This window comes from Promicromonospora sp. NPDC057138 (assembly GCF_042670845.1).
Classification (GTDB): Bacteria; Actinomycetota; Actinomycetes; order Actinomycetales; family Cellulomonadaceae; genus Promicromonospora.
Genome location: NZ_JBHUUX010000004.1, coordinates 103,884 through 129,755, shown reverse-complemented (window position 1 = coordinate 129,755; position 25,872 = coordinate 103,884). Strand labels below are relative to the sequence as shown.

25 protein-coding genes are annotated in these 25,872 nt (G+C 68.3%); 6 read left to right on the top strand and 19 right to left on the bottom strand.

Annotation, left to right across the window (positions count from 1 at the left end; translation table 11 throughout):
- Positions 1-34 precede the first annotated feature (34 nt).
- Positions 35-5,326, top strand: a complete 5,292-nt coding sequence (mobF, locus tag ACFT2C_RS04555) for a MobF family relaxase (RefSeq protein WP_377205817.1) — start codon at positions 35-37, stop codon at positions 5,324-5,326.
- 279 nt (positions 5,327-5,605) lie between these two features.
- Here mobF and ACFT2C_RS04550 read toward each other — a convergent pair whose 3' ends face one another.
- The 9 genes from ACFT2C_RS04550 to ACFT2C_RS04510 all read right to left on the bottom strand — a co-directional run bounded on the left by ACFT2C_RS04550 (position 5,606) and on the right by ACFT2C_RS04510 (position 10,940).
- Positions 5,606-6,130, bottom strand: coding sequence for an HAD domain-containing protein (locus ACFT2C_RS04550; protein ID WP_377205816.1), 525 nt, complete (start codon positions 6,128-6,130; stop codon positions 5,606-5,608).
- A gap of 98 nt (positions 6,131-6,228) precedes the next feature.
- Positions 6,229-6,435, bottom strand: coding sequence for a hypothetical protein (locus ACFT2C_RS04545; protein WP_377205815.1), 207 nt, complete (start codon positions 6,433-6,435; stop codon positions 6,229-6,231).
- A gap of 263 nt (positions 6,436-6,698) precedes the next feature.
- A complete protein-coding gene (locus ACFT2C_RS04540) occupies positions 6,699-7,145 on the bottom strand; it encodes a hypothetical protein (RefSeq protein ID WP_377205814.1) in 447 nt (148 codons plus the stop codon).
- A gap of 2 nt (positions 7,146-7,147) precedes the next feature.
- On the bottom strand, positions 7,148-7,765 hold the full coding sequence (locus tag ACFT2C_RS04535; protein WP_377205813.1) for a hypothetical protein: 618 nt from the start codon (positions 7,763-7,765) through the stop codon (positions 7,148-7,150).
- Positions 7,762-8,040 (bottom strand): hypothetical protein, encoded by a 279-nt coding sequence (locus ACFT2C_RS04530; RefSeq protein WP_377205812.1) that lies wholly within the window; start codon positions 8,038-8,040, stop codon positions 7,762-7,764. The genes ACFT2C_RS04535 and ACFT2C_RS04530 overlap by 4 nt, the downstream gene beginning before the upstream one ends.
- Before the next feature lie 83 nt (positions 8,041-8,123).
- On the bottom strand, positions 8,124-8,459 hold the full coding sequence (locus ACFT2C_RS04525) for a hypothetical protein (RefSeq protein ID WP_377205811.1): 336 nt from the start codon (positions 8,457-8,459) through the stop codon (positions 8,124-8,126).
- 244 nt (positions 8,460-8,703) lie between these two features.
- Positions 8,704-9,741, bottom strand: a complete 1,038-nt coding sequence (locus ACFT2C_RS04520; RefSeq protein WP_377205810.1) for a protein-L-isoaspartate O-methyltransferase — start codon at positions 9,739-9,741, stop codon at positions 8,704-8,706.
- Between the two features lie 39 nt (positions 9,742-9,780).
- On the bottom strand, positions 9,781-10,605 hold the full coding sequence (locus ACFT2C_RS04515) for an HAD family hydrolase (protein ID WP_377205809.1): 825 nt from the start codon (positions 10,603-10,605) through the stop codon (positions 9,781-9,783).
- Entirely contained in the window at positions 10,602-10,940 is a 339-nt protein-coding gene (locus tag ACFT2C_RS04510; RefSeq protein WP_377205808.1) for a hypothetical protein, read from the bottom strand. The genes ACFT2C_RS04515 and ACFT2C_RS04510 overlap by 4 nt, the downstream gene beginning before the upstream one ends.
- 536 nt (positions 10,941-11,476) lie before the next feature.
- On the opposite strand from ACFT2C_RS04510, the gene ACFT2C_RS04505 reads away from it, so the two are divergent.
- Positions 11,477-12,205, top strand: coding sequence for a GntR family transcriptional regulator (locus ACFT2C_RS04505; RefSeq protein ID WP_377205807.1), 729 nt, complete (start codon positions 11,477-11,479; stop codon positions 12,203-12,205).
- Positions 12,206-12,448: 243 nt separating this feature from the next.
- On the opposite strand, the gene ACFT2C_RS04500 is transcribed toward ACFT2C_RS04505, so the two are convergent.
- Positions 12,449-13,231: a hypothetical protein gene (locus tag ACFT2C_RS04500; protein WP_377205806.1), complete on the bottom strand. Its 783-nt coding sequence runs from the start codon at positions 13,229-13,231 to the stop codon at positions 12,449-12,451.
- A gap of 2 nt (positions 13,232-13,233) precedes the next feature.
- Here ACFT2C_RS04500 and ACFT2C_RS04495 point away from each other — a divergent pair, with 2 nt between their 5' ends.
- The gene (locus tag ACFT2C_RS04495; RefSeq protein WP_377205805.1) at positions 13,234-13,869 is read left to right on the top strand and encodes a hypothetical protein; all 636 of its coding nucleotides are present in this window, start codon (positions 13,234-13,236) and stop codon (positions 13,867-13,869) included.
- 150 nt (positions 13,870-14,019) lie between these two features.
- Positions 14,020-14,583 carry a hypothetical protein gene (locus ACFT2C_RS04490; protein ID WP_377205804.1) on the top strand — a complete coding sequence of 188 codons (564 nt, stop codon included), beginning with the start codon at positions 14,020-14,022 and terminating at the stop codon, positions 14,581-14,583.
- A 216-nt stretch (positions 14,584-14,799) separates the two neighbouring features.
- On the opposite strand, the gene ACFT2C_RS04485 is transcribed toward ACFT2C_RS04490, so the two are convergent.
- From ACFT2C_RS04485 to ACFT2C_RS04470, 4 genes are all read right to left on the bottom strand, one after another.
- Entirely contained in the window at positions 14,800-15,807 is a 1,008-nt protein-coding gene (locus ACFT2C_RS04485; protein ID WP_377205803.1) for a helix-turn-helix domain-containing protein, read from the bottom strand.
- Entirely contained in the window at positions 15,804-16,781 is a 978-nt protein-coding gene (locus tag ACFT2C_RS04480; protein ID WP_377205802.1) for a helix-turn-helix domain-containing protein, read from the bottom strand. Before ACFT2C_RS04480 ends, ACFT2C_RS04485 begins: the two co-directional genes overlap by 4 nt.
- 94 nt (positions 16,782-16,875) lie before the next feature.
- A complete protein-coding gene (gene cutA / locus ACFT2C_RS04475) occupies positions 16,876-17,253 on the bottom strand; it encodes a divalent-cation tolerance protein CutA (RefSeq protein ID WP_377205801.1) in 378 nt (125 codons plus the stop codon).
- A gap of 223 nt (positions 17,254-17,476) precedes the next feature.
- Complete coding sequence (locus ACFT2C_RS04470) at positions 17,477-17,641, bottom strand: hypothetical protein (protein WP_377205800.1); 165 nt, start codon at positions 17,639-17,641, stop codon at positions 17,477-17,479.
- Positions 17,642-17,919: 278 nt separating this feature from the next.
- On the opposite strand from ACFT2C_RS04470, the gene ACFT2C_RS04465 reads away from it, so the two are divergent.
- Positions 17,920-18,495 (top strand): hypothetical protein, encoded by a 576-nt coding sequence (locus tag ACFT2C_RS04465; protein ID WP_377205799.1) that lies wholly within the window; start codon positions 17,920-17,922, stop codon positions 18,493-18,495.
- A gap of 239 nt (positions 18,496-18,734) precedes the next feature.
- Here the strand turns inward: ACFT2C_RS04465 and hisS are convergent, their stop codons facing one another.
- On the bottom strand, positions 18,735-20,021 hold the full coding sequence (gene hisS, locus ACFT2C_RS04460; RefSeq protein ID WP_377205798.1) for a histidine--tRNA ligase: 1,287 nt from the start codon (positions 20,019-20,021) through the stop codon (positions 18,735-18,737).
- 460 nt (positions 20,022-20,481) lie between these two features.
- Positions 20,482-21,183 carry a GNAT family N-acetyltransferase gene (locus tag ACFT2C_RS04455; protein ID WP_377205797.1) on the bottom strand — a complete coding sequence of 234 codons (702 nt, stop codon included), beginning with the start codon at positions 21,181-21,183 and terminating at the stop codon, positions 20,482-20,484.
- A 195-nt stretch (positions 21,184-21,378) separates the two neighbouring features.
- Between ACFT2C_RS04455 and tyrS the strand changes: the two genes are divergently transcribed.
- Positions 21,379-22,767: a tyrosine--tRNA ligase gene (tyrS, locus tag ACFT2C_RS04450; RefSeq protein ID WP_377205796.1), complete on the top strand. Its 1,389-nt coding sequence runs from the start codon at positions 21,379-21,381 to the stop codon at positions 22,765-22,767.
- 144 nt (positions 22,768-22,911) lie between these two features.
- Here tyrS and ACFT2C_RS04445 read toward each other — a convergent pair whose 3' ends face one another.
- Genes ACFT2C_RS04445 through trpS form a run of 3 tightly spaced genes read right to left on the bottom strand, consistent with a single transcriptional unit; the run spans position 22,912 to position 25,828 of the window.
- Positions 22,912-23,682 (bottom strand): tyrosine-protein phosphatase, encoded by a 771-nt coding sequence (locus ACFT2C_RS04445; RefSeq protein WP_377205795.1) that lies wholly within the window; start codon positions 23,680-23,682, stop codon positions 22,912-22,914.
- The gene (locus ACFT2C_RS04440; RefSeq protein ID WP_377205794.1) at positions 23,679-24,743 is read right to left on the bottom strand and encodes a hypothetical protein; all 1,065 of its coding nucleotides are present in this window, start codon (positions 24,741-24,743) and stop codon (positions 23,679-23,681) included. The genes ACFT2C_RS04445 and ACFT2C_RS04440 overlap by 4 nt, the downstream gene beginning before the upstream one ends.
- A gap of 17 nt (positions 24,744-24,760) precedes the next feature.
- Complete coding sequence (gene trpS / locus ACFT2C_RS04435; protein WP_377205793.1) at positions 24,761-25,828, bottom strand: tryptophan--tRNA ligase; 1,068 nt, start codon at positions 25,826-25,828, stop codon at positions 24,761-24,763.
- Between the last annotated feature and the right edge of the window lie 44 nt (positions 25,829-25,872).

Here is a 25,872-nt window from a genome sequence, read left to right as displayed (position 1 = left end):
GACAAGCGCCTTGGGAGGGGGTGGGGGACACGTGATGACGGTCCACGTGCTCAGTGCCGGGAGTGGTTACACGTACCTCACCCAGCAGGTCGCCTCCGGGGACGTGCCGCGTGGGCGGGGTATGTCGTTGACGGACTACTACATGCAGCACGGCAATCCACCCGGCCAGTGGGTCGGCACTGGGCTGGACCAGCTCGGGGTCTCCGGGCAGGTGCTCGAGAAGCAGATGAAGTCGTTGTTCGGTCATGGCCGGCACCCGGACGCGGAGCGCCTGGAGGTCGAAGCTCTCGCCCGGGGCCTGTCGAAGAGGGACGCGGTTCGTGAGGGGGCGCTGGGGCGGGCGTTTCCGGAGTTCAAGGCCCGGCCCGACGACGGCTACACGGCCGCGCTGGAGTCCGCGTTCGCTGCGTTCGCCGCCGAGAACGATCGTCCGCCGGAGGCGGGGATCGAGCGGGACCTGATCCGGTGGAACGTCGCGCGGACCCTGGCGCAGCAGGAGCACAGCGACAAGGGCGGCTCGGGCGAGTTATCGGACCAAGACGTCGCCACGTGGTTGGCCAAGCGTGGGCAGCAGCCACGCAGAGCGGTCGCTGGGTATGACCTGGTATTCACGCCGTCGAAGTCGGTCAGCGTGCTGTGGGGGCTCGGCGACCTGGCCACCCGGGAGGCGATTACGAAGGCGCACACCCAGGCCTGGCAGGACACGCTGGCGTGGATCGAGACCGAGGGGGCACTTACCCGCGGTGGTGCGGGTGGTGTGCGGCAGATCGACACCCACGGCCTGACTGCCGTCGCGTTCGACCATCTCGACTCCCGCGCCGGCGACCCGAACCTGCACACCCACATCGCGGTCTCCACCAAGGTCCGTGGCGTCGACGGTATCTGGCGCGCTCTGGACGGTCGGGTCCTGCTGGCTCTTAAGGTGGCGGCGTCGGAGCGGTACAACACCCGGATCGAGCAGCTCCTGATCGAGCGTCTCGGGGTCGCGTTCCACACCGAGACCCGCGGCCGAGGCAAACAAGGTGTGCGGGAGATCGTCGGCATCCCGAAGATTCTGCGGGATGCGTTCTCCCGGCGGCGGGCGATGATCCAAGAGTCCTACGAGAGCCTCCGGGCGGACTACCGGGCGAGGTACGGGCACGAGCCGGCGACGAAGATCGCCTATCAGCTGGCGCAGCAGGCCAACCTCGATACCCGGCAGGGCAAGGGCGCTCCGGTCGGGCTACGCCATCGGCTCCCGCAGTGGGCCCAGATGGCAGCCGGGGTCTTGGGCGGTCCGGACGCGGTGGCGCGCATGCTCGCGCGTGCACTCCAGCCCCGCCCGAACACGGGCCAGGTCATGGTCGACGAGCCGAAGGATCTCTGGCCGGCCGTCGCCCAGAACCTGGCCGGGCGTGGGCTCGCCCGGTGGGCGGCCCAGGACGTCACGGACGCGATGGAGCGCCTCGATGCGGCGCGGCCACGAGCGCGTGTCTTCCCGCAACTGCGGTGGCGCACACCTGCCGGCCGGCAGGCGGCGCTCGCGAATCTGGCCGCGCAGGTCCTCGCTCAGGGCGACCTGGTCGATGCCTGTCTGACGAACGTGGCGGGTAGGCGGGCGACGTGGACGACGTACCACCTGCAGGCCGAGGCCACCCGCTTGGCTCGCGAGCACGCCCCGACCGGCACCGATCTCCTCGCCCTGGCCGCGACGGTCGCCGGGCACGCGGTCGCCGCCAGCCTCGTGATCACGCCCCCGGATCTGAACGAGCCGCCGGACGTGATGCGCCGCAAGGACGGCGAGTCGGTCTACTTCGTGCACGGCTCGACCCGGTACACCTCCCTCGCGGTCCTGGAGGCAGAGGACCAGCTCCTGGCAGCCGCCCACACCCCGGGTGGCCTGATCATCGACCCAGGCGTGCTCGAGCGCGCGATCGAGCAGGTCTGGCTGGACAAGGGCCACCTCCTGAACCCAGGGCAGCGGGACCTGGTGGCGCACTTCGCGGCCAGCACGGTCCTGGCGGCGGGGATCGGGCCGGCCGGGACCGGGAAGACCACCGCCATGCGCGCGTTCGCGGACGCCGTCCAGAAATCAGATGGAAAGCTCATCGCCCTGGCACCGTCGGCGGCCGCCGCGGAGGTCCTCGGTGCCGACCTTGGCGAGGGGATCACCGCGGAGACCCTGGACATGTTCCTCCTGGCCAACCACGGTGCCGGCGGGGAACGACTGCGGGAACGACTCAGGGTCGAGCCGGGGACGGTGGTGCTGGTCGACGAGGCCAGCCTGGCTGGCACCCTCGCCCTGGCCGACGTCCTGGCCATCACCCAGCAGGCCGGCGGCAGTGTCCGGCTGCTCGGCGACCCGGCCCAGCTCGGCGCGGTCGCGGCTGGCGGCGCTCTGCGGCTGATCGCCGAGCAGGCGGGTGCGGTCGAGCTGACGCAGATCCACCGCTTCCATACCACCGGTGAGGCTGGCGCCTCCCTCCAGATCCGCGACGGCGACCACCGGGGCCTGGACTTCTACATCACCGAGCGCCGCACCCAGGGCGGAAGCGCCGCGCAGATGGCGGAGGAGATGTTCGCGAGCTGGCAGACCGACTCCGACCACGGTCTGAGGGCCATCATGATCGCCGCGACCAACACCCTCGTCACCGAGCTCTCCGCCCGCGCCCGACTGCACCGTGTGACCCGTGGGGAGGTCGAGGAAGACGGCGTGGCCCTGCATGACGAGAACCGTGCCGGGATCGGCGACGTGATCGTGACTCGGTTGAACAACCGTCACCTGCGCGCCGAGCACGACGACGGTCACATCGACTGGGGCCGGGACTGGGTCCGCAACGGCGACCTGTGGCGCGTCACCGCGCGCGGGAGTGACGGTGCCCTGCAGGCCCGGCACCTAGAAACAGACGCGACCGTAGTGCTCCCGGCCGACTACGTCACGGCGCACGTCGAGCTCGGGTACGCGGCGACGATCCACCGGGTGCAGGGCATGACCGTCGACACCTCCCACGCGATGGTTGGGGTCGGGATGACCCGCAACGAGCTCTACACCGCGATCACCCGCGGCCGGGACTCCAACAGGGTGTACGTCGAGACCGACGACGTCCTGGACCTGGACCCGCACCGCCAGCCGGACCTGGAGCGTGCGGTCCTGAACGCGCTCAAGGGTGTCCTGGACCGTGACGGCGAGGAGAAGTCCGCGTCCCGCGTGATCGAGGAGGAGTGGGACTACGCGCACTCCCTGGCCCGCCTGGTCCCGGAGTACGAGGACGCCTACCTGGCCTTCCTCGAACCCGACCGCACCGGACGGCTCGCCGACGCCGTGCGCGCCGTTCTGCCCAGTCGCATGGCCGAGCGGGTACTGGCCGACGATGCCTGGCCCTCGCTGGCCAAGCGGCTGTCTCAGCACGAAGCCGCAGGCACCGATGCCGAGATCGTCGTCCGCCGTGCCGTCGAGCACGGGTTCGAGGGGGCCCGGTCGGTCGCGAAGGTCCTGCACCACCGCATCGGCTACCCCCGACCCCACGACCACGACGGGCGGGGGCTGCCGGCCTGGATCACGACCGCGCCCGACAGCACCGAGGGCCTGCTCTGGAACGACGTGCAGCCGGCGATGGCCGGGACCGATCAGGGCCCCAGTGCATTGGCCAGCGGCTCGGAGGCGCCGATCGGCATGGTCGAGGCCGCCGCGGACGCGTCCACCACTGTGCTGCCGGAACAGGGTGCACCTGTGGATGAAGGTCAGCGAGCGTTGGTCGTGGAGATCACCGGCCACGCGTGGGCCTGGTGGACGCGGCAGCGCACCGCCCAGCCCTGGGCGACCGCGTACATGACCGGGCGCGGCCTAGTCGACGCTGAGTGGGGTGTTGCTCCCGCGTCCTGGACCGGGCTGACTGACCACCTACAGACCCTCGGGTACACACCCGACCAACTCGTGACCGCCGGGGTCGCCACCCGCATACGCAGCGGGCGGATCATCGACAAGTTCCGCAACCGGATCGTGTTCCCCTACCGCGACCGGGCCGGGCAGGTCGTCGGTGTCACCGGGCGCATCAACCCCGCCGAGACCGACACGGGTGACGGGCGTGCCCCGAAGTACCTCAACACCCCCGAGACAGCGGCGTATCGCAAGGGCAAGCTCGTGTACGGCCTGGACCCCGACGCTGTCACCCGGCTTGCGGCCGGAGCTCGACCGGTCCTGGTCGAAGGCCCGACCGACCACGCCGCACTGCGCCTGGCCGCAGCCGATCTGGCCGAGCACACCGGTATCGAGATCGTCCCGGTGGCCGCAGGTGGTACCGGCGTGACCGAGCGACACCTCCAGGCGCTGCGGGACGCGACAGGACGCGACCTGACCGACCTGATTGTCGCCCTGGATCCCGATACCGCCGGCCGCACCGCAGCTGCCCGGGTTTGGGCCATGCTCACCCTGGACGAAGCCGCCCAGGCTCAGGCACTCGACTTGCCGGCCGACCCCGCCCAGGCCGTCATCGACGCCCCCGAAGCACTGGCCGGCGCGCTGGCAGAGACCATACCGCTGACGTGGTTCGCCATGGCACCCAACCTGCAGACCATCGCGTCCTTGGACCATTTCGAGCCGCAGATCCCGCTGCTGCGTGCGCTGGTCGACCACCTTTACGGGCGGGTCGAGCTGGACCAGTGGTGGCCTCTGATCGAGCACGTCGCCCAGACCGTCGGTCACACACCAGGAGCCGAGAGACACGAGCAGCTCGACGTCGCCTCGGTCCGCAAAGTCATGACCGACCAGCTTGTCGACCGCATCACCAATGAGGCCCAGACCGACGCCGGCACGAGGGCCGATCGCACGGCCGAGCACGGCTCGGCACCGGTCCGCGGGGACCGACCGGTGACCGATCCGCTGGTGCAGGGCTGGCTCACCCGGCACGCCGACCTGATCGCTACCCGCCTGGACGCCCTGGTCGATGACGCGGTGACCGACCCGCAGCTGTGGATGGAGACCATCACCCCGCCGCCCCCGGACGGGCGTGCACACGAGGCATGGCAGGCGGCGATGCGGCAGGTGGTTGCGTACCGCGACCGCTACCAAGTGACCGACCCGGTCGACCCACTCGGACCGCGAGTGCCGGAAGGGGAGCGCGGTGACGCATACGCTGCCGCCGCTCAAGCTCTGGAAGCCATCACGACCAACCCGGAACTCAGGACCCAGCAGCTCGGCCGTTCTGGGCCGCGGTCGATGGTGCGTGTCCCGGTGGTCCTGGCCGACGCTCGAGCCCGCGCGACCCGGACCCGCTACGACGCAGACGACCGAGCGCGACGCGATGCCGCCGACCGGGCATCCGAGCAGTCCGGCGCCTGGGGCTGGTAGGAATTTCCACAGCACGGCATGATCCGGAGTCGTTGAGAACCGGGTGCGGAGCGCTCGCTGACGGGCAGTATCCACAGATTTGTCCCAGAGTTATCCACAGACTTCGGCCGTATCGCGCTCCCGGGTCTCTTGCGTGGGGACCCGTCGGTATCGTCGCCACGCAGGACCCGGGTCGGGTTGGTCTACCTCACCAGACGAGCATCACGATCAGGCCTCGACGTCGGAGTCGGTCGGGAATGACGCCTTTCTCAAGGTGTCCAGGCCATGGGCCTGCCGTGGCTAGGTGGCCGAGAGGAACGTGGTGATCTCGCTGAGATGCTTACCGGTAAGGCCTGGCGAGGGCCTCGGGGTGATCAGCAAGAGGTTGTCCGGCTCGTACCGGTCCCGGAGCGCGGTGCGTGTCCTGCGGGTGAGGTCGTCGTCGGTGAACACCAGCCGCCCGGCCGGGTCGCTGTGGTCCCTGATCGTGCGGACCTTCCACCAGTCCTCCGCCTCCGGCGAGACCCCGCCTGGGCTGGGCGTGGCGACGTCGAACGGGTCCAGGCCCAGGCGGGGGGCCAGGAGCGTGCGCGCCTGCTCCTGCCAGGTGGTCAGCCACACGACCCGGGCAAGGCCCGCCCGCGCGATGGTGTTGATGGCCTCCACGACCAGGGGCCGCCACCACAGCGGGACATCCGTGGTCGTCGTGCCGTCGTCGACGGTGAGCGTCGTGTGCTCGAACTGGTCGCGCAGTCGGCGTGCGGGAGCGGGCACTGCGTTGACGACGCCGTCCACGTCCAGGTACCACGTCGGCCGCGTGACCATGGGTCCTCCTGGTGCACCGTTGTCGCGCACTGCTGTTGTTGGGACTGCAGCACGAGCAGATGAGACCTGCTCGGTCGGGTTGGCCGATCGTCTCGGTCTCAATCCCGTCCGTCGTTGTCCCAGTCTTGGTCGAGAAGGCGCGGTTCGTCGGTCGGGCTCGGTTCGTTGATCAGGCGAGTGAGCGCGTTGGCCGCGTGCTCGGCATCGCGGGGGATTAGACCACCGGCCTCCACCAGGAATACTTCCAGAGCGTCGAGGTCGTTGAGGATCTCCAGGGCGTGCGGCTGGATGGGCGGGGCGGTCATGGTGCTCCTCGGGTGCGGCGCGATCGTGCGCCGATGGTACTGATAGTCCCAGGCCCCTGGGCGCGCACGGCGTTAACTGGTCGTGTGCGACCCATCGCACACGTTCCGAGCAGCGAAGACCTGATGGCGCCAGTGATTTATCAGCAGGACGGGCGGATCTGCGCGGGCTGGGCGGGTTGCCATGACATGGATGAGAGCCTGGCTGCTAGTGTCGCGGTCCTGGATGGCGAGCTGATCTCGCCCCGGCCAGTGTTCGCCTGGGGTTACCAGATCGTCGGCAGCGGTCCCTGCACCTGCGCAGCCGACGGGCGGGGCCGTCGGGGCCGCTTGGCCAGGCGTGTGAGGCAGGTCGTCAGGTTCATGAGGAACGCGATGGTGCCGGTCAGGGCGAACTTGGCGGCGTTGTACACGCACAGCCACGCCACCAGCAGGTAGATGCCGTCCGCGGGCACCAGGTAGCTCTGAACCAGGCCCGCCGCGACAAGGTAGCCCGGCACCAGGAGCAGGGTGATGGGCAGGGCCCAGACGCGGTTGGGGCGGCGGAATATCCACACCACGACCCGCGTGGTCGGGGTCAGGAACCAGCCGAGGTCGTCGGCGGCTTCCGGCAGCTCAGGCGGGGGCTCGCGGGGGATGCCTAGGCTGCGCCCGTGCGGGCCCTGGTCCTTGACGAACAGCAGGTGCTTGACACCTTCAGGTGTTCCCGTCACGGTCAACCTTCCCTGTCCGAGCGACGTCGTAGACGAACAGCACGAGTAAGGCTGGTGTGCCGCCGGGCGTCCGGTATCGACGATACGGCCGAGTCGAATGCCTGTCGCACGCTATGGCCGAACACCGTCCAGGAACGGTCCGACGGCACGGGGCTGGTCAGCGCGCGCAGCCGGGCCACGATCTGCGCGACACGACGCGCGCAGATGGGGCAGGAGGGCCGGTCCGTGTCCCCGGCCGCTGCGGTCAGGTCGGCGGCCTCCCACACCAACCGGTGGATCTCGGCAGGCTCCGTGGGCACGACGCCACGCAGAGGCTCCAGGAGATCGACCAGCCCGGCAGGCACCGTGCGCCGCCGAGGGCGGATCGCGTGGCAGGCCAGAGCGCTCAGCAGGAGCACGGCCGCTACAAGCCAGGAACTGTCGAACGGTTCGGACCGGACCAGGACCACCACGCCCACCGCCGACAGCAGGACCGCAAGAGCGACGAGATAGCGCTCACGGTTGAGATGGCCGGTCCGGGCGCGCTCGTCGGATCCGGGGTCGAGGACGACCGTGATGGCCACAGGCCAGACGAGCCGGATGCCGGCCGCGGGTGAGTGCAGGGTGTGGTGGCGAGTCATCGTGCCTCCCAGTCGGTGGTGGGTGCGGTCACGGTGACCAGCACGGGTCGCTGCGTCGACAGGGCCGAGACCCACCCGGCCCAGGTCCGCCAGGCCACGGCCGGATCGGACGGCGCCGCAGGGAGGTCGAGCAGGACGGCCAGTGCCCAGGCGTCCCGGGTCGAGCCCACCGTGAGCATGATCTCGGTGACCGCGACGACGTCGGGTCCGACGGCACGGACGGCGGTCTTGACGTCCACGTCGAGAACGTTGACGCCGCACCGGTGGGCGATCACAGTTCTCTCCCACCCGAAGTCCTGTCTCGCCGTACCTGATGAGATTTTGGGCGTGGTGCGGGTCGCTGTGGTGGTCGTGGGGTTCATCGGGGGCCGCCGACGGCGTGGATGGGTCCGGTCGGGTGGGTCGGGTCAGCGGCGATGAGGTGCTGGTGGGCGATCTGCCACGCCCGGCACGGCCACGCCCGGTGCCACCACGCCCACCGAGGTGCCCACCTGGTGGTGCAGCGGTGACAATGACCGCTGGTGTCGGGGGCGTCGGCCAGGATCGCGTTCAGCGCGTTGATCGTCCGTTCGAGTTCGGTGGGCGCCATGACGGCCACCGATGCGGTGTCGGCTTGCTGGAGCAGGCGCTTCAGGTTGGCGAGGTAGTCGCGCACGATCTTGTGTGTGGCGATCTGTGCAGTCGTGCTGTGCATCGCGGGCCTCCCGCTCGGGTGGGTCGGGGTGTGGTGCGTCGGTGTCCGGACTCGGTTCGCGCCCGGTCGGGGTGCGTGAGTGCACCGGTGGTGGTGGTCAGTGGCGCCAGACGGCGACCGCCGACACCACCAGGGCTGCTATGACCAGCACGTAGCCGACCAGCAGCAGGAACTCGATCATCGGGATCCTCACCGTCGGTGTTGTCCGGAGGTTGCGGTCGTGGTCAGTTATCGACGTTGGTGGTTAGTCGTCGAGACGGACGTGGTAGGAGTCGCCGTCGCGTAGGACGACGGCGTCGAGCTCGTGCGTGGCGAGTGACCCTTCCGCCCGCCAGTCGTCAATCAGGTCCAGGAACCGTGCCCAGATCGGCGACTGCCGCGGGTGGGCCACAAGGTGGGCGGGGGTGATCATCACGGCCTCCGGCGGGCCCTCAGGCCGGGCAGCCAGGCCGAAGCTGGTGGGGGCTCGGTCGCCGATCCCGATGCCTTCCCCGTGCTCGGTGACAGCGGTGAACAGACCGGCCGGGCGGCGCGCCAGCAGCCAGTGCTTGAGGTCGAGGAACTCACCGGGTCCGCCGGGCCATGGTTCTGCGGTACCAGCGCGCAGGATTGCGAGGAAGTCGGCCGCGGTCTGGTGATCGTCGCTGGCCGAGGCCAGGTAGTACCCGGAGTCGTCCGTCGCTGTCACGACCCTGACGTTGGACGGGACGACGGGTGGCTCCATCAGTGGGTACCGGCCGGCGTGCACGGTGACGTGCAGGTCGTCTGTGGGGGTATTGACGATGTGCGCGACGGCGTACGCATCGGGCAGGTCCGAGACGGTGCACCCGGTGACCAGGACCCCACCCCGGGCGAGCTGGTCGATCCACGCACCGGGGATCGCTGCCGGGGTTCCGGCGACCGCTATCCGGTCATACGGTGCGCGGCCGGGGTGCCCGGCCATGCCGCTGCCCGTCGCGGAGATCGCACGGTGCCCGTGGGCGACAAACAGCTCCCGGGCGCGCAAGGAACGATCTTCGTCGGCATCGATGGTCAGGACGTAACCACCGGGACCGACGATATGAGCCATGAGGGCGGTCGAGTAGCCGGACCCAGTCCCGACCTGCAAGACCCTCATGTTGGGTCGCAGGTCCAGGGCCCGCAGGTCCTGCAACGTCGTGCTGCGGGGGACAACGGGCTCGACGGCGTCGCCTTCGGGTCCAAGGTAGATCTCGTGGGGGATCGCCCGGGCGGCGTCCGCGACGGCGTCGCTGCCCACGATGGTGCTCCGGGTGCTGATCATCGTGCAGTGCTCCAGTACTCGTACACGTCGGGTGGCGGCTCAGGCTTGGACGGTGGCGGGCTGGGAGGCGTCGGCATCCAGGAGCGCGCGCAGGGCGTCCGCGGCTCCGTGGCGCCCGACTGGGCCCGTGACGTGCTTCGCCAGGGCCTTGACCGCGGTCGGCGCTTGCCCCATGGCGACGGGGTAGGCGGCCCACTGCAGCATGCCTGCGTCGCTCCAGCTGTCACCGATCGCTACGGTGCGTTCGGGCGGGACGGCGAGGTGGCCCCGGAGTGTCTCCAGGGCGGACGCCGTGGACGGACCACGCGGCGTAATGTCGACCCACCCCAGGCCTAGGGCGCTCGGTGTCACGCCGAGCTGGCGCAGCGGCTCGACGAGGGAGCCGATGCCCGGTGCGCATAGGACCATGCGGGTAGCCGGTGTTGCCCACAGCTCTTCCAGGTGGGCCACGACATGCTGTTGTCCTTCGAGGTGGCCGGGGTCGAACTCCTGGTTGACGCGCCACCCCCAGCCGGCCAGCTCGACCGCCATCCGCACTCGGGGCATGCGCATGCGGGCCAGGTGCGCGACGGGGTCGACATCGAACGTGCGCGCCGCGCGCACCCGGTACCCGCCAGGCACCGACGGGGATGCGTACGCCGTGATGCCTCCGCCTGACCCGACGATCCAGGCGCCGTTCAGACCGAGGCTGTGCGCCACGGGCAGCGCACCGATGAGCGGGCGCCCGGTCGCCAAGGCGACGTGGTGCCCGGCCTTGCGGACGGCGGCCACGGCCGCGGCGGTGACCTCCGGGACGGTGATGCCGGTTTGCAGGAGGGTGCCCTCGATGTCGAGCGCGACCAGGCGCGGTGCAGGGCGGCTCACAGGACGCTCCCAAGGGGCTGACGGAGCGCACCACGGACCTGGAACTCAAGGTCGTCAAGCGTTCCGCACCACAGGGTGTAGCCGGGGTCCATCATGCACTGGTCCAGCGGCTTGTCGAGGCCGAGTTCCCTGGCGATGATCTCGCCGTCGGCTAGCAGTGCCGGCTGGATCGATACCCGCCCGCTGCCGGTGGCCGCCAGCAGCTCGATGCGGTCCGCGCCGACCTCCATGAGGGCTGCTTTCGCCGCGTCGAGGGCGAGCAAGATTGCGGCAGTGTCGCCGGGCACAGGATCAGGTGCCGTGCGGCGTTCGGGAAATGAGTCGAGCTTGCCCATCGCGTGTCTCCTGGGTCTGATCGAGATTCTGGGAACCCGACCGGTGACGGTTTCTCCGGCGCGTCACCGGTCGGGCGACTGGCGGAGCGACGCGGCGTACGGGGGCCACGCCTGCCTGCTGCGCTGCCGGCCGACGGTGCTGTCCACGGCGGGTGGCAGGGCTGGAGAAGTCACGACGGCACCCGACGGTCCCGGCGCGCGACGGCGGACAGTCCGCCGATGGCACACGGTGGGTGGTCATCATTGCTCCCCTCCTTGCTCGGTTGCTCCTGGAACAAGATCATCATGTGCGGCAAGATTGCGGGAGGGGTTCGCTGTCCACATCCGGAAGGCGCGAGATCGTCACCGGCCTGATGTCTACGGGTTTGGTGCCTTCAACGAGGCGTGGGGCCGATAGTTGGGCTCTGGTTCCCGGAGTCGTGTGGCGGTTATCCTGGTGGAGGATGTCCGGCATGCTCTACATGCCAAGATGTACCCAGGCCTAGAGCAAGATGCGACAGACGGAACACCCGATGGAGAGATGAGGGATCGGCGGCATGACGCACGCTGTTGGATACGCGGAGATCGCCGAGCACTTCCGTGGGCAGATCCGCGAAGGGACCCTGCGGCCTGGGGACCGCCTGCCGACGATCCGACAGGTCATGCAGGAGTGGGGCGTGTCCAACGGGACTGTCGTGCAGGCGTACGCCACTCTCAAGCAGGAGGGTCTGACCAGCGCCAATGCCGGTGCCGGGACGGTCGTCACTGACTACGGGAGCGACAACATCGCCACGCGTGTGCGCACCCATGCCGCCTCGGGTGCGGCCCTGGCCACGGGGGAGATCTCAAGGGTCGTGGAGGTCGGTACGGTCGGCGCCGAGGAAGTGATCGCTTCGCGACTGGACGTCGAGCCAGGGTCTCCCGTCCACGTGCGGCGCCGCGTCGTGGAGCGAGGTGGCTCACCGGTTCACCTGTCCTCGTCGTACTACCCGGCTTATGTCGTCGAGGCTGCCCCGGAGCTGGCCGAGCCGGTGTCCACGGGCGGCTCTCGGGAGCTGGCCAGTGAACGGCTGGGGGTCGCACAGGGTCGCGTGCTGGAGGAGGTGACCTCCCGGCTCGCCACCGAGCCCGAGAGCACAGCCCTCGGCCTCACCGGCTCGGTGATCGTCACCCAGGTGCTGCGGACGGTGTTCCTGGCCGACGGTCGCGTCGTCGAGGTGGCCCTCAAGGTTTGCAACGGGTCGACGGTCCTGAAGTGGTCGACCTCCCTGAACGGCAGCCACTGATCCCACCCGTCCCAGTTGACCCGTCCCCGTTGACGCGATCCAGTTTCGGCGGACACGGCTGCGGTACTACTCGGTACCCGGGGGAGAGGGTGGCTCCCTGCCCTCATCCGGGCATAAAAAGGGCCGCGGCACCTGTCGGTGTCGCGGCCTCTCTAGCCACTACGGCTCAATGTGTCAGACAGTGCTCCCTAGCACCCGCGCCGCGCCACGCGACACGTGGCTCATGGCGTTGTGACGGTCTGGTCACAGCTCACCCTGCTCCTCATCCTGATCCCCTTCATCGTCCGAGGGCAGGAGCATGGCTACGAGGAAGACTTGTAGGACAGCAAACATCGCTGCCCACCCGAGTACCTGGAAGAGGTACGCCTCACCGAAGATCTGATTGAGCAATACCACATCGAGGTCGAAGTTCCACAGCCAGTGATTCAGGAACTGGGTAGCCTCTCTCGCCTGCTCAGGGGTCAGCTCCGTTATCCGCTTATCCCTCGCCGGCGCGAGGATCGCATCGGACTCGAGGTCTTCTTCGACCGCGTGCTCCACACCGTCGAGGACCGACGCGACGGCGGTTGGGTCGGAGCCCGTTGACTGGGCTAGATCCGAGATGAGGCGGCCGCCGCGCTTCGGGTCGGCCCAGTGCTCTAGCTGCTTGATCGTGACCTGCCCGGCCAGCGCACGGGCGATCTCCGAGCGGGTGAGCAGCGGGTCCTCCGACGCGGCCAGGGTCTTGTTCCAGATGTCGTCGGCCAGGTGCATCGTGCCGCACGCCGGGCACTCCACCTCGGCCGCCTCCCGACGGACGTACAGCGGCTCCCAGCACGCCACCTCGTAGCCGTGGCTGTCGATCACGGCCGCGTCGCACACGCCGACCCGCTCGGGCGCCGGCATGTTGTCGATCGTGTTGGTGTGGTTCAGTGGCGCGCGGCGGTCTGCGCGCGGTGTCTCGACCGGTCCGTGACGGCCCAGCACATCCGGCACCGACTCCCGATCGCGCAGCGCGCGGCGTGACCGGGCGCCAGTAGGGTGCACGCGTGGAACTGCAGTGGTGGCAGGACTGGACTGGATGGTTGATCACGACCGGCCTCGCTGGGGTCGCTGCCGGGGTCGCGATCATGCAGGAGATCCGTCATCACAGGTCGCAACCCAACGCGGCACTGTGGTTCGAGCGGACCGGCGAGCTGAACCTGATCAACGAAGTCACCGGTGAGCCACAGCAATGGGAGCGGTTCAGGGTCAGCAACGTCGGGACGGGTTACGTGCGTCTGTACCGGGCGGTGATTTTCGGTGCGAAGCCCGAGTATCCAGACGGTGACTCCCACCATCTCCCGCGAACCTTCGCGCCCGGTGAAGAGCGGAATCTGGTCGTCGTGCCGGGTCGCACCCATAGTGCCTGGGTGCTGCTTGTCGCGGCCCACCCACACCGCAAGGGATGGGTCAAGGTCTGGTGGCAGCCGCTCGAACCTGGTGGGCCCCTGCTGGAGAAGCTGCGTGATTCGCGAAGGGTGAGGCGCAGGCTTCAGATCACCGTGGCCCGGCTTATTCGACGCCAAGTGATACCCGTAGGGCCAGATGGTCGACGCGAGGCCACGATGCGCTTCCGCTCGGCTGAGAACCTTCCAGAGAAGGTGTTTCCCCCGACAGCGGGTGGGTACCCACTTGTGTCTTGAGCGTAGACGGCGGTCAGCCACGCGCGGCCGTCTCACCCGTGAGGGGCACGACCACGTAGCCGGGGTTAGGACCACACCCAGCCGGACCTGCGGGTGACTTCCGTGCCGCCGCATGTCCGCCGACCCCCTACCCCGGTAGGCTCCGCAGCCATGCTTCAGGTGATGGGAACCCTACTGATTCCAGTCCTGGTAGCCGTCACGCCTCTTCTCTGGAGGGCGGTTGAGGGCCTCACGCCAAGACCTCGCCTCGCACGGCGCATCGAGTGGATGCAGAGGGTTCTGGCGGAGTTGCCGGACGGAAGCACCAAGCAGGATCTGGCCGCCGAGATAGACCACGCTGTTAGCGCGTACCTCGATCTGACGACAAGCCGATTGAGGACGATGAAGACGGGTCCGTCAGCGGGCCTGCCGAGGGAGCTTGTTCTTCGCCGGAAACGCCGCAATAGAGCCATTCTGGCGAGGAACGTTGCGCTTGTCGGCTTCGCCGTGGCTCTCGTGGGGATGATCATCTTGCTGATTCTCGCCGCGATGGAACCTCCCCTGCGTACGTTGAGCATCGTTGAGCTCACAGAGCGTGCCGAGAACGCAAGGCACCCGGCGGTAGAACTGAGGGCAAGACAGGAGCTGTATGAGAGGTGCCACGCTAACCTCGCTCCCGAGTGCGTTCCGTTCCGGTCTCCGTCTCCGTCTCCGACAGCAAGTAGAGAAGGCTAGAGCGCGGGAGCACCTAGGGCTGGGGTACCCCAGGAACGGATCTACGACTAGCGGGGAGCTGCTGGTCCTGCTCAGCGGCTCGGTGGAGTACAGCTCACCCGCCTCGCCAACGGACTGGTACCGCAAGGCCACGCGGATTGCCTGGGGCAGTGCCTCGTCGAGCCGGGCCCGATGGCCGCTCCCCCAGCCCTGCGGTCCGGCGCCGCCTGGTGCTGGTCAGGCCCGCGCCTGCGCCGTCTCCAGCGCGGAGCGGTACTGCGCCGTCCACGGTGTCTCGCGCTGCTCGTCCGGCAGGCCCTCCAGCCCGGCGCGAAGGTTGTCCACCGCGTCCTGGGCTCGGCCCAGCTCGAGGTGTGCCAGGCCGAGCGGGAACCGCAGCCACGTGCTATTGAGCCAGTAGGCGAACGGGTCCGGCACAGCGCTCTCGGCCGCGGTGGTCAGATCGTCGGCGGCGTGCAGCACGCCCAGCGCACCGGCACGGTCGCCGAGCAGTGCAAGACCGTGCGCGTGTCGCAGCCCGGCGTCGATCCGGTGCAGGATCCCGGCCCCCGGGGTCTGCGCGGCGTGCTGGTAATGCGCCACCATCTGCGCCGGTCGGCCCTGCTGCCACGCGAGCGACCCGCGGAACCGGCGCGACTGCGACGCGAGCCCGCCGGCGCCCAGATCCTCGGCCCTGTCCGCGGACTGTGCGTACAACCGGTCGGCAGCCTCGTGCCGCCCGAGCTGCGCGCTCAACCACCCCACGAACTGCAGTGACTCGGCCACCACGAGCTCCAGCGCCGCTACATGCGGGCCGCGTGCCTCCCGTGCCACCCGCGCCAGCATCTGATGATGCGCGCTCGCGATCGGCCACAGCACCTCGGCGGGGACGGCGTCGTCCAGGTGTCGATGAGCGGCCAGCACACTGCCCAGAGATGCCACGGCCCCACCGTCCAGCGAACGTGGCGCGCGCCCGGCGTGAGCGGCCCGCTCCAGTTCGCCCGGTGTCGCACTGTCGTCCGGCATCGCCTCCGATGTCAGGGACGCCAGGCGCCCACCGGCGTCTAGGAGCGTGTCGAGGTGGGCGGCGTTCTCGGGCGACGGGTCCCGGCCCGCGTTCTCGTACAGCGACAGGAGCGACTTGGACAGGTGCGAGGCGGCGGACAGGTCACGCAGCGATATCGCGTGTGCCTCGCGGAGCCTTCGCAGCTCGGCACCGAACCGCGGATCGACGGGCGGCTTCATGCGGCGGCCTCGGCTCGGACTAGGGCGTCGCGGTACTCGGTGGCCCACTCCGCTCCCTGCCAGCGAGCGGGCAACGCCTCCAGTCCTGCGCGCAGGTTCTGCGCCGCATCGCCGGCGCGGTCCAGACCGAGATACGCCATACCCATCGGGATCCGCAGCCATGTCGGGGTCAGCCAGTAGGACGCCGGGTCGACCTCGTCCGCACCTGCGTTCGTGGTCATGTCGTTGGCCTGACCTAGCAGGTCGAGTGCCTGACGCTTCTCGCCCATGAGACCCAGCCCGTGGACCGTGTTGAGCATCGCGTCGACACGGTGCAGACGCGAAGCCCCGGGGACCTCGGCGGCGGTCTGGAACGCTCTGGTGATCCGAGCCGGTACACCACGCTGGCGTTCGAGGTATCCGCGAAAACCCCAGGCCTGGCAGGCGAGGTTCGGCACCCCGAGCTGGACGGCCTGGCTGGCGGACTCGGTCAGCAACCGCACCGCCTCGGCGTCGTGCCGGGCCTGGGCATGCAACCACCCGGTGAACTGGGTCCACTCAGCCGCCACGACCCGCAGCGCACGTGCGTGCTGTCCACGCGCCTCGGTCGCCAGACGCTGGACCTGGGCCAGGCCGGCGCTCACCGCAGGAAGCAGCAGTACCGGGTCGGCGTCGTCGTCGGCTCGCCGGTGCGCGGCCAGGGCTGCGGCGAGCGCGTCGACCGCCCGGGCATCGATCTGCCGAGGCGCCCGCACCGCGTGCCCGACCCGGTCCGCCGCTTCACCGCCTTCCTCGGCGGTTGTCGCGTGGGGTGTCTCGACCACCATGGCGGCGAGCCGCCCGCTGGCGTCCAGGGCGAGGTCGAGGGTCCGGGCCATCTCCGCGGACGGTCGCCGGCGCCCGGTCTCGTACTCCGACAGTGCCGACACCGACACGTGCGCGACCCGGTACAAGCCCTTCAAGGACAGCCCACGGGCATGGCGGAGCATGCGCATTCGCTCAGGAAACTGCGGGTCTACATACCGTGCCATCCAGCTCACCCCCCGTCGATGGCCGCCTTGCCCATCATTCCCTGATCATCGAACGACGTCACGCGTCCGCGCTGTTATCGGGCTGCCCATATGGCGTACCGGATGTGCGGGTCTCGGCCGCGATCCACGCCAGGTAGCGGTCCGACCCGGCCAGCACCGGAACCGCGAGCACCTCCGGCAAGTCGTACGGGTGGTGCTCCTTGGTGTTGATCAATGCTTCGATCTCGTCGTAGCGGTCCATGGTGGTCTTGCAGGTCACCCGCCACTCCTCGACGGTCTGAACAGCGCCGTCCCACCAGAATCGAGCCGTGACGGGACCCTCGACGTGCACGCTCGCCGCCAGACGCCGAGCAACCAGCAACTCGGCCAGCGCGTCGGCCAAGTCGCGCTCGTGGTACATCGTGACGACCTGGCAGAACTCCATATCAGCAGTCATGAACGCGACCCTACGGTTGGACTGGATCTGTCGGCGACGATGAACGACGCGAGCGGCGCCGCACTGAGTTTGTGGCTGAGATTCTCGCGGAATGACATCTAGTTGGCGGGTAGGAACAGCACGCTCAAGGTGTGGCCGCTGGCATGGCCGATCCGGTGCAACATCGAGATGGTGGGCTCCTGGGTGCCGCCTTCGAACGCTGAGATCGTGGACTGCTGTGTCCTCAGCGGTCGACGCCGATGTTCATCATGCGCCAGCCGTCGGGCAGTCGGGCGATGAGCTGTGCCTTGCCCTCTTCGTAGGTGTCGGCCATGACCTGGATCTCCTTGGCCGGCCCGGGAGAGGGCTGGCCGGACTCCAAGGGGATCGGTTCGATCCACGCGCTCATTCTCACGACAGCGCCTCTCCCCTCGCTGGCGACAGGACGGGCCGTGCCGGGTCATCGCTCGCCCAGAATATGCGCTCCGGGACTCCATCAGCCCGGGCTGCGGACAGGTACATGATCAAGCATAGAACATGTGTTCTACTGGTGATGTGCAAGGCGAGCGTCAGCGGGGAGAACTACTGGAGGCCGCGGACCGGTTCTGGCCGGGCGGGGTCATCCCCAGGAATCTGGGGCGCCCGCGACTGGCGCCAGCTCCGGTCGATACGCAGAGTGGGCTGCCGGTGATCGCTCGTATGGTCTGGGGCCGGGCCGAGGAGCTGATGCCGGCGCGGGCGGTCCGCTGGACGCCGACGGCGGTGCTGGTCAGGATCCAGGCTCCCGGTGCTGAGCCGGGGCAGCCGGAGGTGGTGGGTTGGCTCCGCGTTCCGGACGTGGCCAGCAGCATCCCGCCACGCCCGGCCGGGGGCTGGTACCACGGCAATGTGAACAGCCTGAACCTGCTTGAGGTCAAGCAGGAACGATGGCCGGCGTCCGGCCCGCTCAATGAGCGGCAACCCCGCCACGTCCCCGTCAAGCCGCAGGGGGACGTCCCGGTGATCGTGCGCCTGCTCTGGCACGAGCACGAGGAGCTTCTACCGGCCCAGGCGATCCGCTGGAGCGGCCAGTCGCTGGACGACTCCGCGATGGTGGTGATCAAGCCCCCACGCGGGCCCGCGGTCGCGGAGCTCGTCTGCTGGCTCGCACTGCGCGACGCATCCACCACGATCCCGAGACGCGCCCGAACGCCACTGCTGCACGGCCTGGGACGAGACGCGAGCCCGCAGGTGGCACAGAGCCGGCTAGCGGCTCAGTCGTGACCGGCGCAGCGCGGTCGCAGCGTGGACCCCGCGTCGAATCCGAACCCGGACCGTCTGACCACGGGCGCATCATCGGCGCCGGTCGCGAACGCTTCATGCGACAGGCCGCAGTCGCAGCACCCGTGTCGAAGTTGATCCCCAGGGCGCGTGGGCTCATGCGGCGGATGGTGCGCCGATCGGCAACTGACCACCCGGGACGGCGGAGCATCTTCGACAAGAAGATCATCGACCACCGTCTGTTAAGCCTCGTGGTGGAGGGTGATCAATCGGGCCGGGAGTTCTTCGATCGCGATCAGTTCTTGCTGCTGGTGGGCTAGGTCGCGGAGCACGACCCGGCGGTCCTGCCACTCTTCGTCGCCCACGATCACGGCGAACCGGGCCCCGCTGCGGTCCGCGCGGGTTAGCTCCTTGCCGAGCTTGCGCAGCTCCAGTGGGGTCGAGACGCGCACCGACGACTGCCGCAGGAGCCAAGCCACCTCGCGTGCGGCCGGGAACAGCTCCTCGGTGACCGGGATGACCGCAGCGTCGACCTGGGTGCGCGGCTCGGGCAGCAGGCCGTGGGTCTCCAGGAAGTCAGCGAGGGTCACGTCACCCATGCCGAACCCGATGCCGGGGATGCGCTGGGTCGTGAACAGGCCTGCGAGGTCGCTGTAGCGGCCGCCGCCGAACAGCGAGCGGTTGTTCTCCGGCGACAGGTCGAAGACCTCGAACACCGTGGACGTGTAGTACTGCAGTCCGCGCACGATGAGCGGGTCGAACACGAACAGGTCCTTCGCGTCGCCGTCCATCATCTGCACCAGAGGGGAACCCTCGCGCACGTCCTCAGGCAGGCGCGACAGGACCTCCGACCCCGACGCCAGGATCTCGGCGAGCTCGTCGAAACGAGGTCCCTCCATGCCAAACTCCTCGGCCTCGGCACGCAGCTTCTCCCGGGGCATCTTTTCCCACCGGTCGATCAGCGACATCGTCCGTGGCACCAGGTCTTGCGGGATCTTGGCGACGTCGCGCAGGATGCTGTCGAGCACCGCGCGATCGCCGGCGCGGAGTACCCACATGTCGCGGGTCGCGCCAAGCGACGACATGACCTCGTGGATCACCTCGAAGATCTCGATCTCGCAGGCGACGTTGTCGGAGCCGAAGATGTCGACGTTGAGCTGCCAGTGCTCCCGCAGGCGGCCGCGCTGGGGCCGCTCGTAGCGGTGGCAGTTGACGTGGCTGTACCACCGGACGGGCAACTGCAGGCTGTTGACGTTGCCGGCGATCATGCGGGCCACGGAGGGCGTCATCTCGGGGCGCAATGCCAGCCGGCGTCCGCCTCGGTCGGTCAGTGAATACAGTTGCTGATCGGCGATCTCCTGGCCCGATTTGGCCTCGTAGATCTCCGCGGATTCGAGGATCGGGCCGTCATATCGGGTGTATCCGTACCGCTCGACGGCGTCGAACATCGTGCCGAATATTTGCTGCCGGACGGACATCTCCGGAGGCAAAAAATCCCGCGTCCCGCGGTAGGGAGTGGTTGGCAGCATCTGGCTCACTAAACAGCCTTTCGTGACTATTCATAACGGCCCATCATCGTATCGAGGGTCCGGTGGGCAGTGTGGGACAACTCGGAATCTTCAACAACCCGGTATGAACACATCGGCGTGTACGACAGAAGACCGCTCGGGCCGAAGGCATGTGGTACCGCGCGTTCTTCGCCAGGGTGGTCCAGCCGGGCTTCTGCCGCGTGATCCTGCAAACGAAGGCCTCAGGCCGGTGCAGCTTCGGCCTCCCCGACTACGCCGAGATCACAGCCGGAAGCCACGACGGAGCCTTCGAGACGGTATCCGCGACGGCGACCGCGAGTTCCACGAAGAACTCGGGCCGGCGTTTTCATGCGGTTGGTGCGCCTATTCGCTCCTGACCACCCAGGTACGGCGAGAGTCAACGCGAGCGGCGGCGGTCTCCGGCCAACCTGGACCGTGCTGCTGACGACGGCCCCCGCAGTCAATGCTCCGCTCCTTCGGGTTGATCGGGCTGATCGATTCCAAAGAGCTCACGGACTGGTGAGAGGCCGTCGAGCGTGATCTCGGGGCGTAGTGCGCTGGGGCGCGCGTCCCAGAGCTCGCGGGTCATGCGGTAGTTGTTCTCGACGACGGGGCGCTCCTCGCGGGCGGTGATCCGGGACCCGTTCGTCGCGTACCCGAGGCGGCGGGAGACGGCGTTCGAGGCGGGGTTGTCGGTGTAGGCCTCGCTGACCATCTCGGCGGCATCGAGGCCTTCGAAGGCCAGATACAACGCCATGAGCCGCATCCTGGTGCCGATGCCTTGCCCGTGGTGTCGGAGCCCGAGCCAGGACCCGGTGTGTGCGGACCGGGTGACGTGGAAGTTCTTCGCCGAGATCTGTTGTTCTCCGACGATCTCGCCCTTGCGGAACACGGCCAGCGAGAGTACCCAGTCATCGGCTGCGGTTCGGCCCCGGTTCTTCCACTGGTGTGCGAGGACGTTTCGCTTGACTTCCTCGCCTGTGCCACGGGTCCAGGGCCACGAGAACGGCGTGGCGTCGGGGTCGTGCACACCGCCAGCGGCGAGGTCGGCTAATGCGAGCAGTTCGACATCGTCGGGCAGGCGCAGCTCCAGGTCATCCCACCGGACCCGCAGCCCGAACGTCGGAATGACGGCTTCCAGAGCGGGCCGGATCGAGTACATCCGCCAAGGCTAGGGACCGCGCGCGTTCCGCGGCGAGCGATTTGAGCCGCAGCGCGTTGCATGCGAGGCCGTTGGCAGGGCGCCGTACGTTGCGGGAGTGATCAAGGCGCCGTGCCGGGAGGATTGCGGTGGACGGCGTCGATAGCGTTAGGGCCTCGCCCTCCGCCGACCAGACTTCCACGTTGGAGCACCGAGATGACCCGCCTGAGCCAGTCCGTCGAACGCGCCATCCGCCTCTTGAACGAAGCGGACCTCAGCGACGACACGATCGTGCTCCAACTCCTCACCGAGACCTGCGATCGCCGGGCACTGGACCTGTCGGACCTTGCCCCAGAAGCGCAGGCCGAACTCATCCGCGAGCGTTCGAAGGAACTGCAGCCGTCCGCTGAAGCACTCGTGAGCCGAATCAACGAAGCACGGGACGAGGGCCGGCCTTTCGTCGCAAAGTTCGGCATCGACCCGACGGGCGCCGAGGTCCACCTCGGTCACGCCGTGCCGATGATGATACTGAGCCGGTTCCAGCGTATGGGGCACCAGGTCGTCTTCATCGTCGGCGACATGACTGCGAAGATCGGCGACCCCTCGGGCCGTTCAGACGAGCGGCCCGAACTGACCGACGAGATGATCGCGGCCAACCTGGTCACGTACCGCGAACAGGTGACTCCGTTCTTCGACTTCAGCCGGGCTCAGTTCAGGCACAACGGAGACTGGCTGCGCAAGGTCACGCTCGCGGAGATCATCGAGCTCACCGCGAAGATCCCCGTTGCGATGCCTCTGCAGCGCGAGGACTTCCGCAAGCGGCTCGACTCGGGCCAGGGCCTGTCCCTGGCTGAGCTCATGTACTCCGTCGTGATGGCTCTCGACTCGGTCGAGATCAACTGTGACCTCGAGATCGGTGGCATCGACCAGTTCCTCAATATGCAGATGGGGCGCAAGGTCATGGAAATCTCCGGCCAGAAGCCCGAACTGGTGGTGGCTACACCGCTCATCGAGGGCACGGACGGCACCGGGGCGAAGATGAGCAAGTCGAAGGGGAACTACGTCCCCCTGACGGCGACGGCCGAGGAGATCTTCGGAAAGATCATGTCCATCCCGGACCACCTGGTCGAGCCATACTTCCGCTCGCTCTCGGAGTGGAGTGACCGCGAGCTCACGATCGTCGCTGACAGGCTCGCTGCTGGGACGCTGCACCCGATGGACCTGAAGAAGGTCCTTGCAGGCGAGGTCGCCGCAGCGATCCACGGGGGCGACGCCGCGATGAAGGCACGTGCGGAGTTTGTCGCCCGGTTCTCCAAGCGAACGTTCGCAGAGGTCGACGAACTGCCGGTCGTGAGCGATGCGAGCCGGTCCGTTCTCGACGTGGTCAGGGGTCTTGGGTTCGCCAAGAGCAACTCGGATGTTCGCCGTGTGGCCGAGCAGAAGGGCCTACGGCTGGTCATCGAAGACGCCAATGAGCAGCGTCAGACCGTGCTAACGAGTTACGACATTCATGACCCTCTGGCGGTTGTAATCGGCCGGAGCGCGGAATCCAGTGAGGACTTGTACCTCAAGGTGGGGCGCAAGCTGGCCCGGATCACGCTCTGAAAGCCACCGATAGCGACGATTTACACCTGGCTGCCTGGGATGGGCGGCCCGCCTGATCGTTCGGCGGGACGCCGATGTCGTCAGTTACGCATGAAGCGCCAGCAAGCCTTTCGAAGTCAATTGGAACGAAGGAGCGACACGCGGCTAACTAGTGCCCGGACTCGCATCGATCAGGCTCTCCCGTAACTGATACAGAACACCAGGGCTGACGCCAATGGCGATGAGGTATGCCTCTATCGATCCAAACCGAGCCCGCAAGCTATGCAGGACCGCCGAGGCGGTCCCCGGCGGCGAGGACGTCGCTGCAGCTTCGCGGACGGCCGCTTGCGGGTCGTGTCCCCGGCTGGCGCAGAAGCGCGCGTACGCAGTGTTGCTCAGCGCGTAGTCGGCGTCGACGTCGTCGTCGCCGACGCCAAGCAGCGCCAGCAGAACCGCGGCGAGCACGCCGGTGCGGTCTTTACCCGCGCGGCAGTGGAAGACCATCGGCCGGCGTTGGGGGTCGGCGAGCAGGTCCAGCGTCTCGCGGATGCCGTTGCGACCGATATCGGCGATCTCCAGGTAGCGCTCGGTGAGAAACGCCTGGACGGTCGCGGCGGAGGTCGCCGCATCGTCCCATGGGTTGTAGGCCACCGGGCAGTGCGCGTAGGTGACGGCGGCGGCTGACTGGAACCTTCCGTGACCGCTTACCTCGGCGTCCGATCGCAGGTCCACGACGGTGCGGATGCCCATACCGGCGAGCGTGGTGGCCGGGACGCTGGCGAGCGAGTCGGCCCGGTAGATGAGGCCGGTGCGGACCCGGCCACGTGCGGTGGTGTACGCCCCGATGTCGCGGAAGTTGAAGACGGCTCCGGCCGTGTCGATCCAGCGGTCCCAGGCCGGAGGCTGGCTGTCTGCTGGCGGTGTGGTGCCTGTCATCGTGGCTCGGTGTAGAGGCGGTGGTGTGCGGCAAGTGTGGCGTCATGCTCGGCGGAGCGGATGTCGCGCAAGGCGTCGCGGTCGGTGGGCCATTCGTGCTGGCGCTGGGTGGCGTCCTGGAGCGCGGTGAGGATGCGGGCGCCTTGCTGGTAGTCGTCGACCCAGTCGAACCAGATCGGTTCTGGGACGACGCCTTCGTAGCGTCGCCACTGTTCGCGCAGGTGACCTACGTCGGCAGCGACGGGGACGATGCCGAGGTCGAAGGCGAGTTCGAGCTGGCCGGAATGGGTGCCCCAGCGGTAGGGCAGCACGAGCACGTCGGCCGACAGCAGGAAGTCGGCGATCTCGTCGTCGTGCGGAAACGGCGACAGGTGAAGACCGACTCGTTCGGGTCGGGTCAGGGCGGCGTTGACAACCGCGCCGAGGTCCCGGTTGGTGTCGAGTTCGATGGGGCTGACGGCCCTGGTCAGGATGCTGACCGTGGTCGGGCCGCTCAGGTTGCCGAACAGCAGGTTCGCCACGACGGGGAACATTGAACGGTTGGGCCGGAAGCCGCCGTACATGGCGAACCGGGTCGTCCCGATTGGTTCTTCGCGTCGGCTTGGTGTTTGCCAGCGTGGATCGCCCAAGGGCAGGACGTGCCCGTGCGGCAGGACGTTGACGTGCTGCTGCGATCCCAGCATCTGCCGGAGATCGGCCGCAGCGCCTTCGGTCAGGGTGATCAGGGCGATCTTGCGTTCGGTGAGCATGCGGAGCTGTCGGGCGTACGCGGCCTTGTCCGGGCTGAACATCGGCGTCACGTCGTGGATCGTGCACACGACCTGCTTGCCGTCACGCTCGCACCGGTCAAGGACGGCCTCGATGTCGGGCTCGGCGGCCAGCTCGAGAGAGTGGATGTGCAGGACGTCGAAGAAGTCGAAGGACGGCTGCTCGCGTAGCCACTGGAACGACATGTCCTGCGGCACGCGGCCTCCTTGAGCGGCGGTGGTGTTGTTGACGATGGCGATGCTCCCGCCGGCCAGCTTGCGCGCATAAGGCGTGCGGGCCGGCAGGTGCGTCACGCGAAGGTCGCCTGTGTTCAGGACCGGATCTCCACTCGTCCCACGGCCTCGCGTACCCGGGCCAGCAGTTCGATGGCGTCCGGGCGGGCCTTATCGGCACCTTCGACCAGAATGCGGTTGATCTTCGACTTGTCGGCCATCAGCTCGCGGTAGCGTTCCCGAGGCTCGGCGAGGAAGGCGTCGAGGGTCTCGAAGACGGTCTCCTTCAGTTCGCCCCAGGTCATCTCGCCGGCCGAAAGCGCCTTGTGTACGAGCCGGGTGTCGGCCGGGTCGGCGATCTCGCGGTAGATCTGGAACAGGCCCGAGGTCTCGGGGTCCTTGGGGTCGTGCGGGCCGCTCGAATCGGTGACATAGCGGCGGATCAGCTTGTGCAGCGGAGCACTCTCGGCGAACAGCGGCAGTGTGTTGCCGTAGGACTTGCTCATCTTGCGGCCGTCGCTGCCCGCGATCGACGCGGCCGTGGGGCTGAGCAGCAACTCCGGCACCTTCAGCACAGGGCCGTAGGTTCCGTTGAACTTCTGCGCGATGTCGCGGGTGGCCTCCACATGCTGTGACTGGTCCTTGCCGACCGGGACGACGTCGGAGGAGAACAGCAGGATGTCCGCGGCCATCAGCACCGGGTAGCCGTACAGGCCCATGTTGATCCCGGCGTCGACGTCGGTCTTGCCTTGGGCCTCCGCATCGGCGACGGCCGCCTTGTATGCGTGGGCGCGGTTCATCTGCCCCTTCGGGGTGACGCAGCTGAGCAGCCAATTCAGCTCGAACGTCTCGGGCAGGTCGGACTGACGGTAGATCGTGGATTTCTGTGGGTCCAGGCCCATCGCCAGCCACGCCGCGGCCACCTCGTAGGTGAGGCTGCGCAGCTCGGCGGGGTCCTTGATGACCGTCAGCGCGTGGTAGTCGGCGATGAAGTAGAACGAGTCGTACTCCTCGGTCAGCGCCAGTGCGGGCCGGATCGCGCCGATGTAGTTGGCGACGTGCGGGATGCCGGTCGGCTTGATGCCGGTGAGTGCGCGCTTCCTGGTCACAGTGAACTCCGCGTTGATGATCGGCGCTTTCGAGATCGTTTCGTGCGTGCGCCGCATGGCTGATTTGTCACCCGGATACTATCGGCTGAGACTGTCTCGGC

Bases quoted from the DNA above. Each gene is read 5' to 3' on its own strand.
- ACFT2C_RS04550 (WP_377205816.1), bottom strand. From the start codon at position 6,130: ATGGTCACGCGGCCGACGTGGTACCTGGACGTGGACGGCGTCGTCAAC.
- hisS (WP_377205798.1), bottom strand. From the start codon at position 20,021: ATGCTGCCAACCACTCCCTACCGCGGGACGCGGGATTTTTTGCCTCCG.
- ACFT2C_RS04505 (WP_377205807.1), top strand. From the start codon at position 11,477: ATGACGCACGCTGTTGGATACGCGGAGATCGCCGAGCACTTCCGTGGG.
- ACFT2C_RS04455 (WP_377205797.1), bottom strand. From the start codon at position 21,183: ATGTACTCGATCCGGCCCGCTCTGGAAGCCGTCATTCCGACGTTCGGG.
- mobF (WP_377205817.1), top strand. From the start codon at position 35: ATGACGGTCCACGTGCTCAGTGCCGGGAGTGGTTACACGTACCTCACC.
- tyrS (WP_377205796.1), top strand. From the start codon at position 21,379: ATGACCCGCCTGAGCCAGTCCGTCGAACGCGCCATCCGCCTCTTGAAC.
- ACFT2C_RS04545 (WP_377205815.1), bottom strand. From the start codon at position 6,435: ATGACCGCCCCGCCCATCCAGCCGCACGCCCTGGAGATCCTCAACGAC.
- ACFT2C_RS04480 (WP_377205802.1), bottom strand. From the start codon at position 16,781: ATGCGCATGCTCCGCCATGCCCGTGGGCTGTCCTTGAAGGGCTTGTAC.
- ACFT2C_RS04535 (WP_377205813.1), bottom strand. From the start codon at position 7,765: ATGACTCGCCACCACACCCTGCACTCACCCGCGGCCGGCATCCGGCTC.
- ACFT2C_RS04490 (WP_377205804.1), top strand. From the start codon at position 14,020: ATGCTTCAGGTGATGGGAACCCTACTGATTCCAGTCCTGGTAGCCGTC.
- ACFT2C_RS04510 (WP_377205808.1), bottom strand. From the start codon at position 10,940: ATGGGCAAGCTCGACTCATTTCCCGAACGCCGCACGGCACCTGATCCT.
- ACFT2C_RS04470 (WP_377205800.1), bottom strand. From the start codon at position 17,641: ATGAGCGCGTGGATCGAACCGATCCCCTTGGAGTCCGGCCAGCCCTCT.
- ACFT2C_RS04485 (WP_377205803.1), bottom strand. From the start codon at position 15,807: ATGAAGCCGCCCGTCGATCCGCGGTTCGGTGCCGAGCTGCGAAGGCTC.
- cutA (WP_377205801.1), bottom strand. From the start codon at position 17,253: ATGACTGCTGATATGGAGTTCTGCCAGGTCGTCACGATGTACCACGAG.
- ACFT2C_RS04445 (WP_377205795.1), bottom strand. From the start codon at position 23,682: ATGACAGGCACCACACCGCCAGCAGACAGCCAGCCTCCGGCCTGGGAC.
- ACFT2C_RS04525 (WP_377205811.1), bottom strand. From the start codon at position 8,459: ATGCACAGCACGACTGCACAGATCGCCACACACAAGATCGTGCGCGAC.
- trpS (WP_377205793.1), bottom strand. From the start codon at position 25,828: ATGCGGCGCACGCACGAAACGATCTCGAAAGCGCCGATCATCAACGCG.
- ACFT2C_RS04520 (WP_377205810.1), bottom strand. From the start codon at position 9,741: ATGATCAGCACCCGGAGCACCATCGTGGGCAGCGACGCCGTCGCGGAC.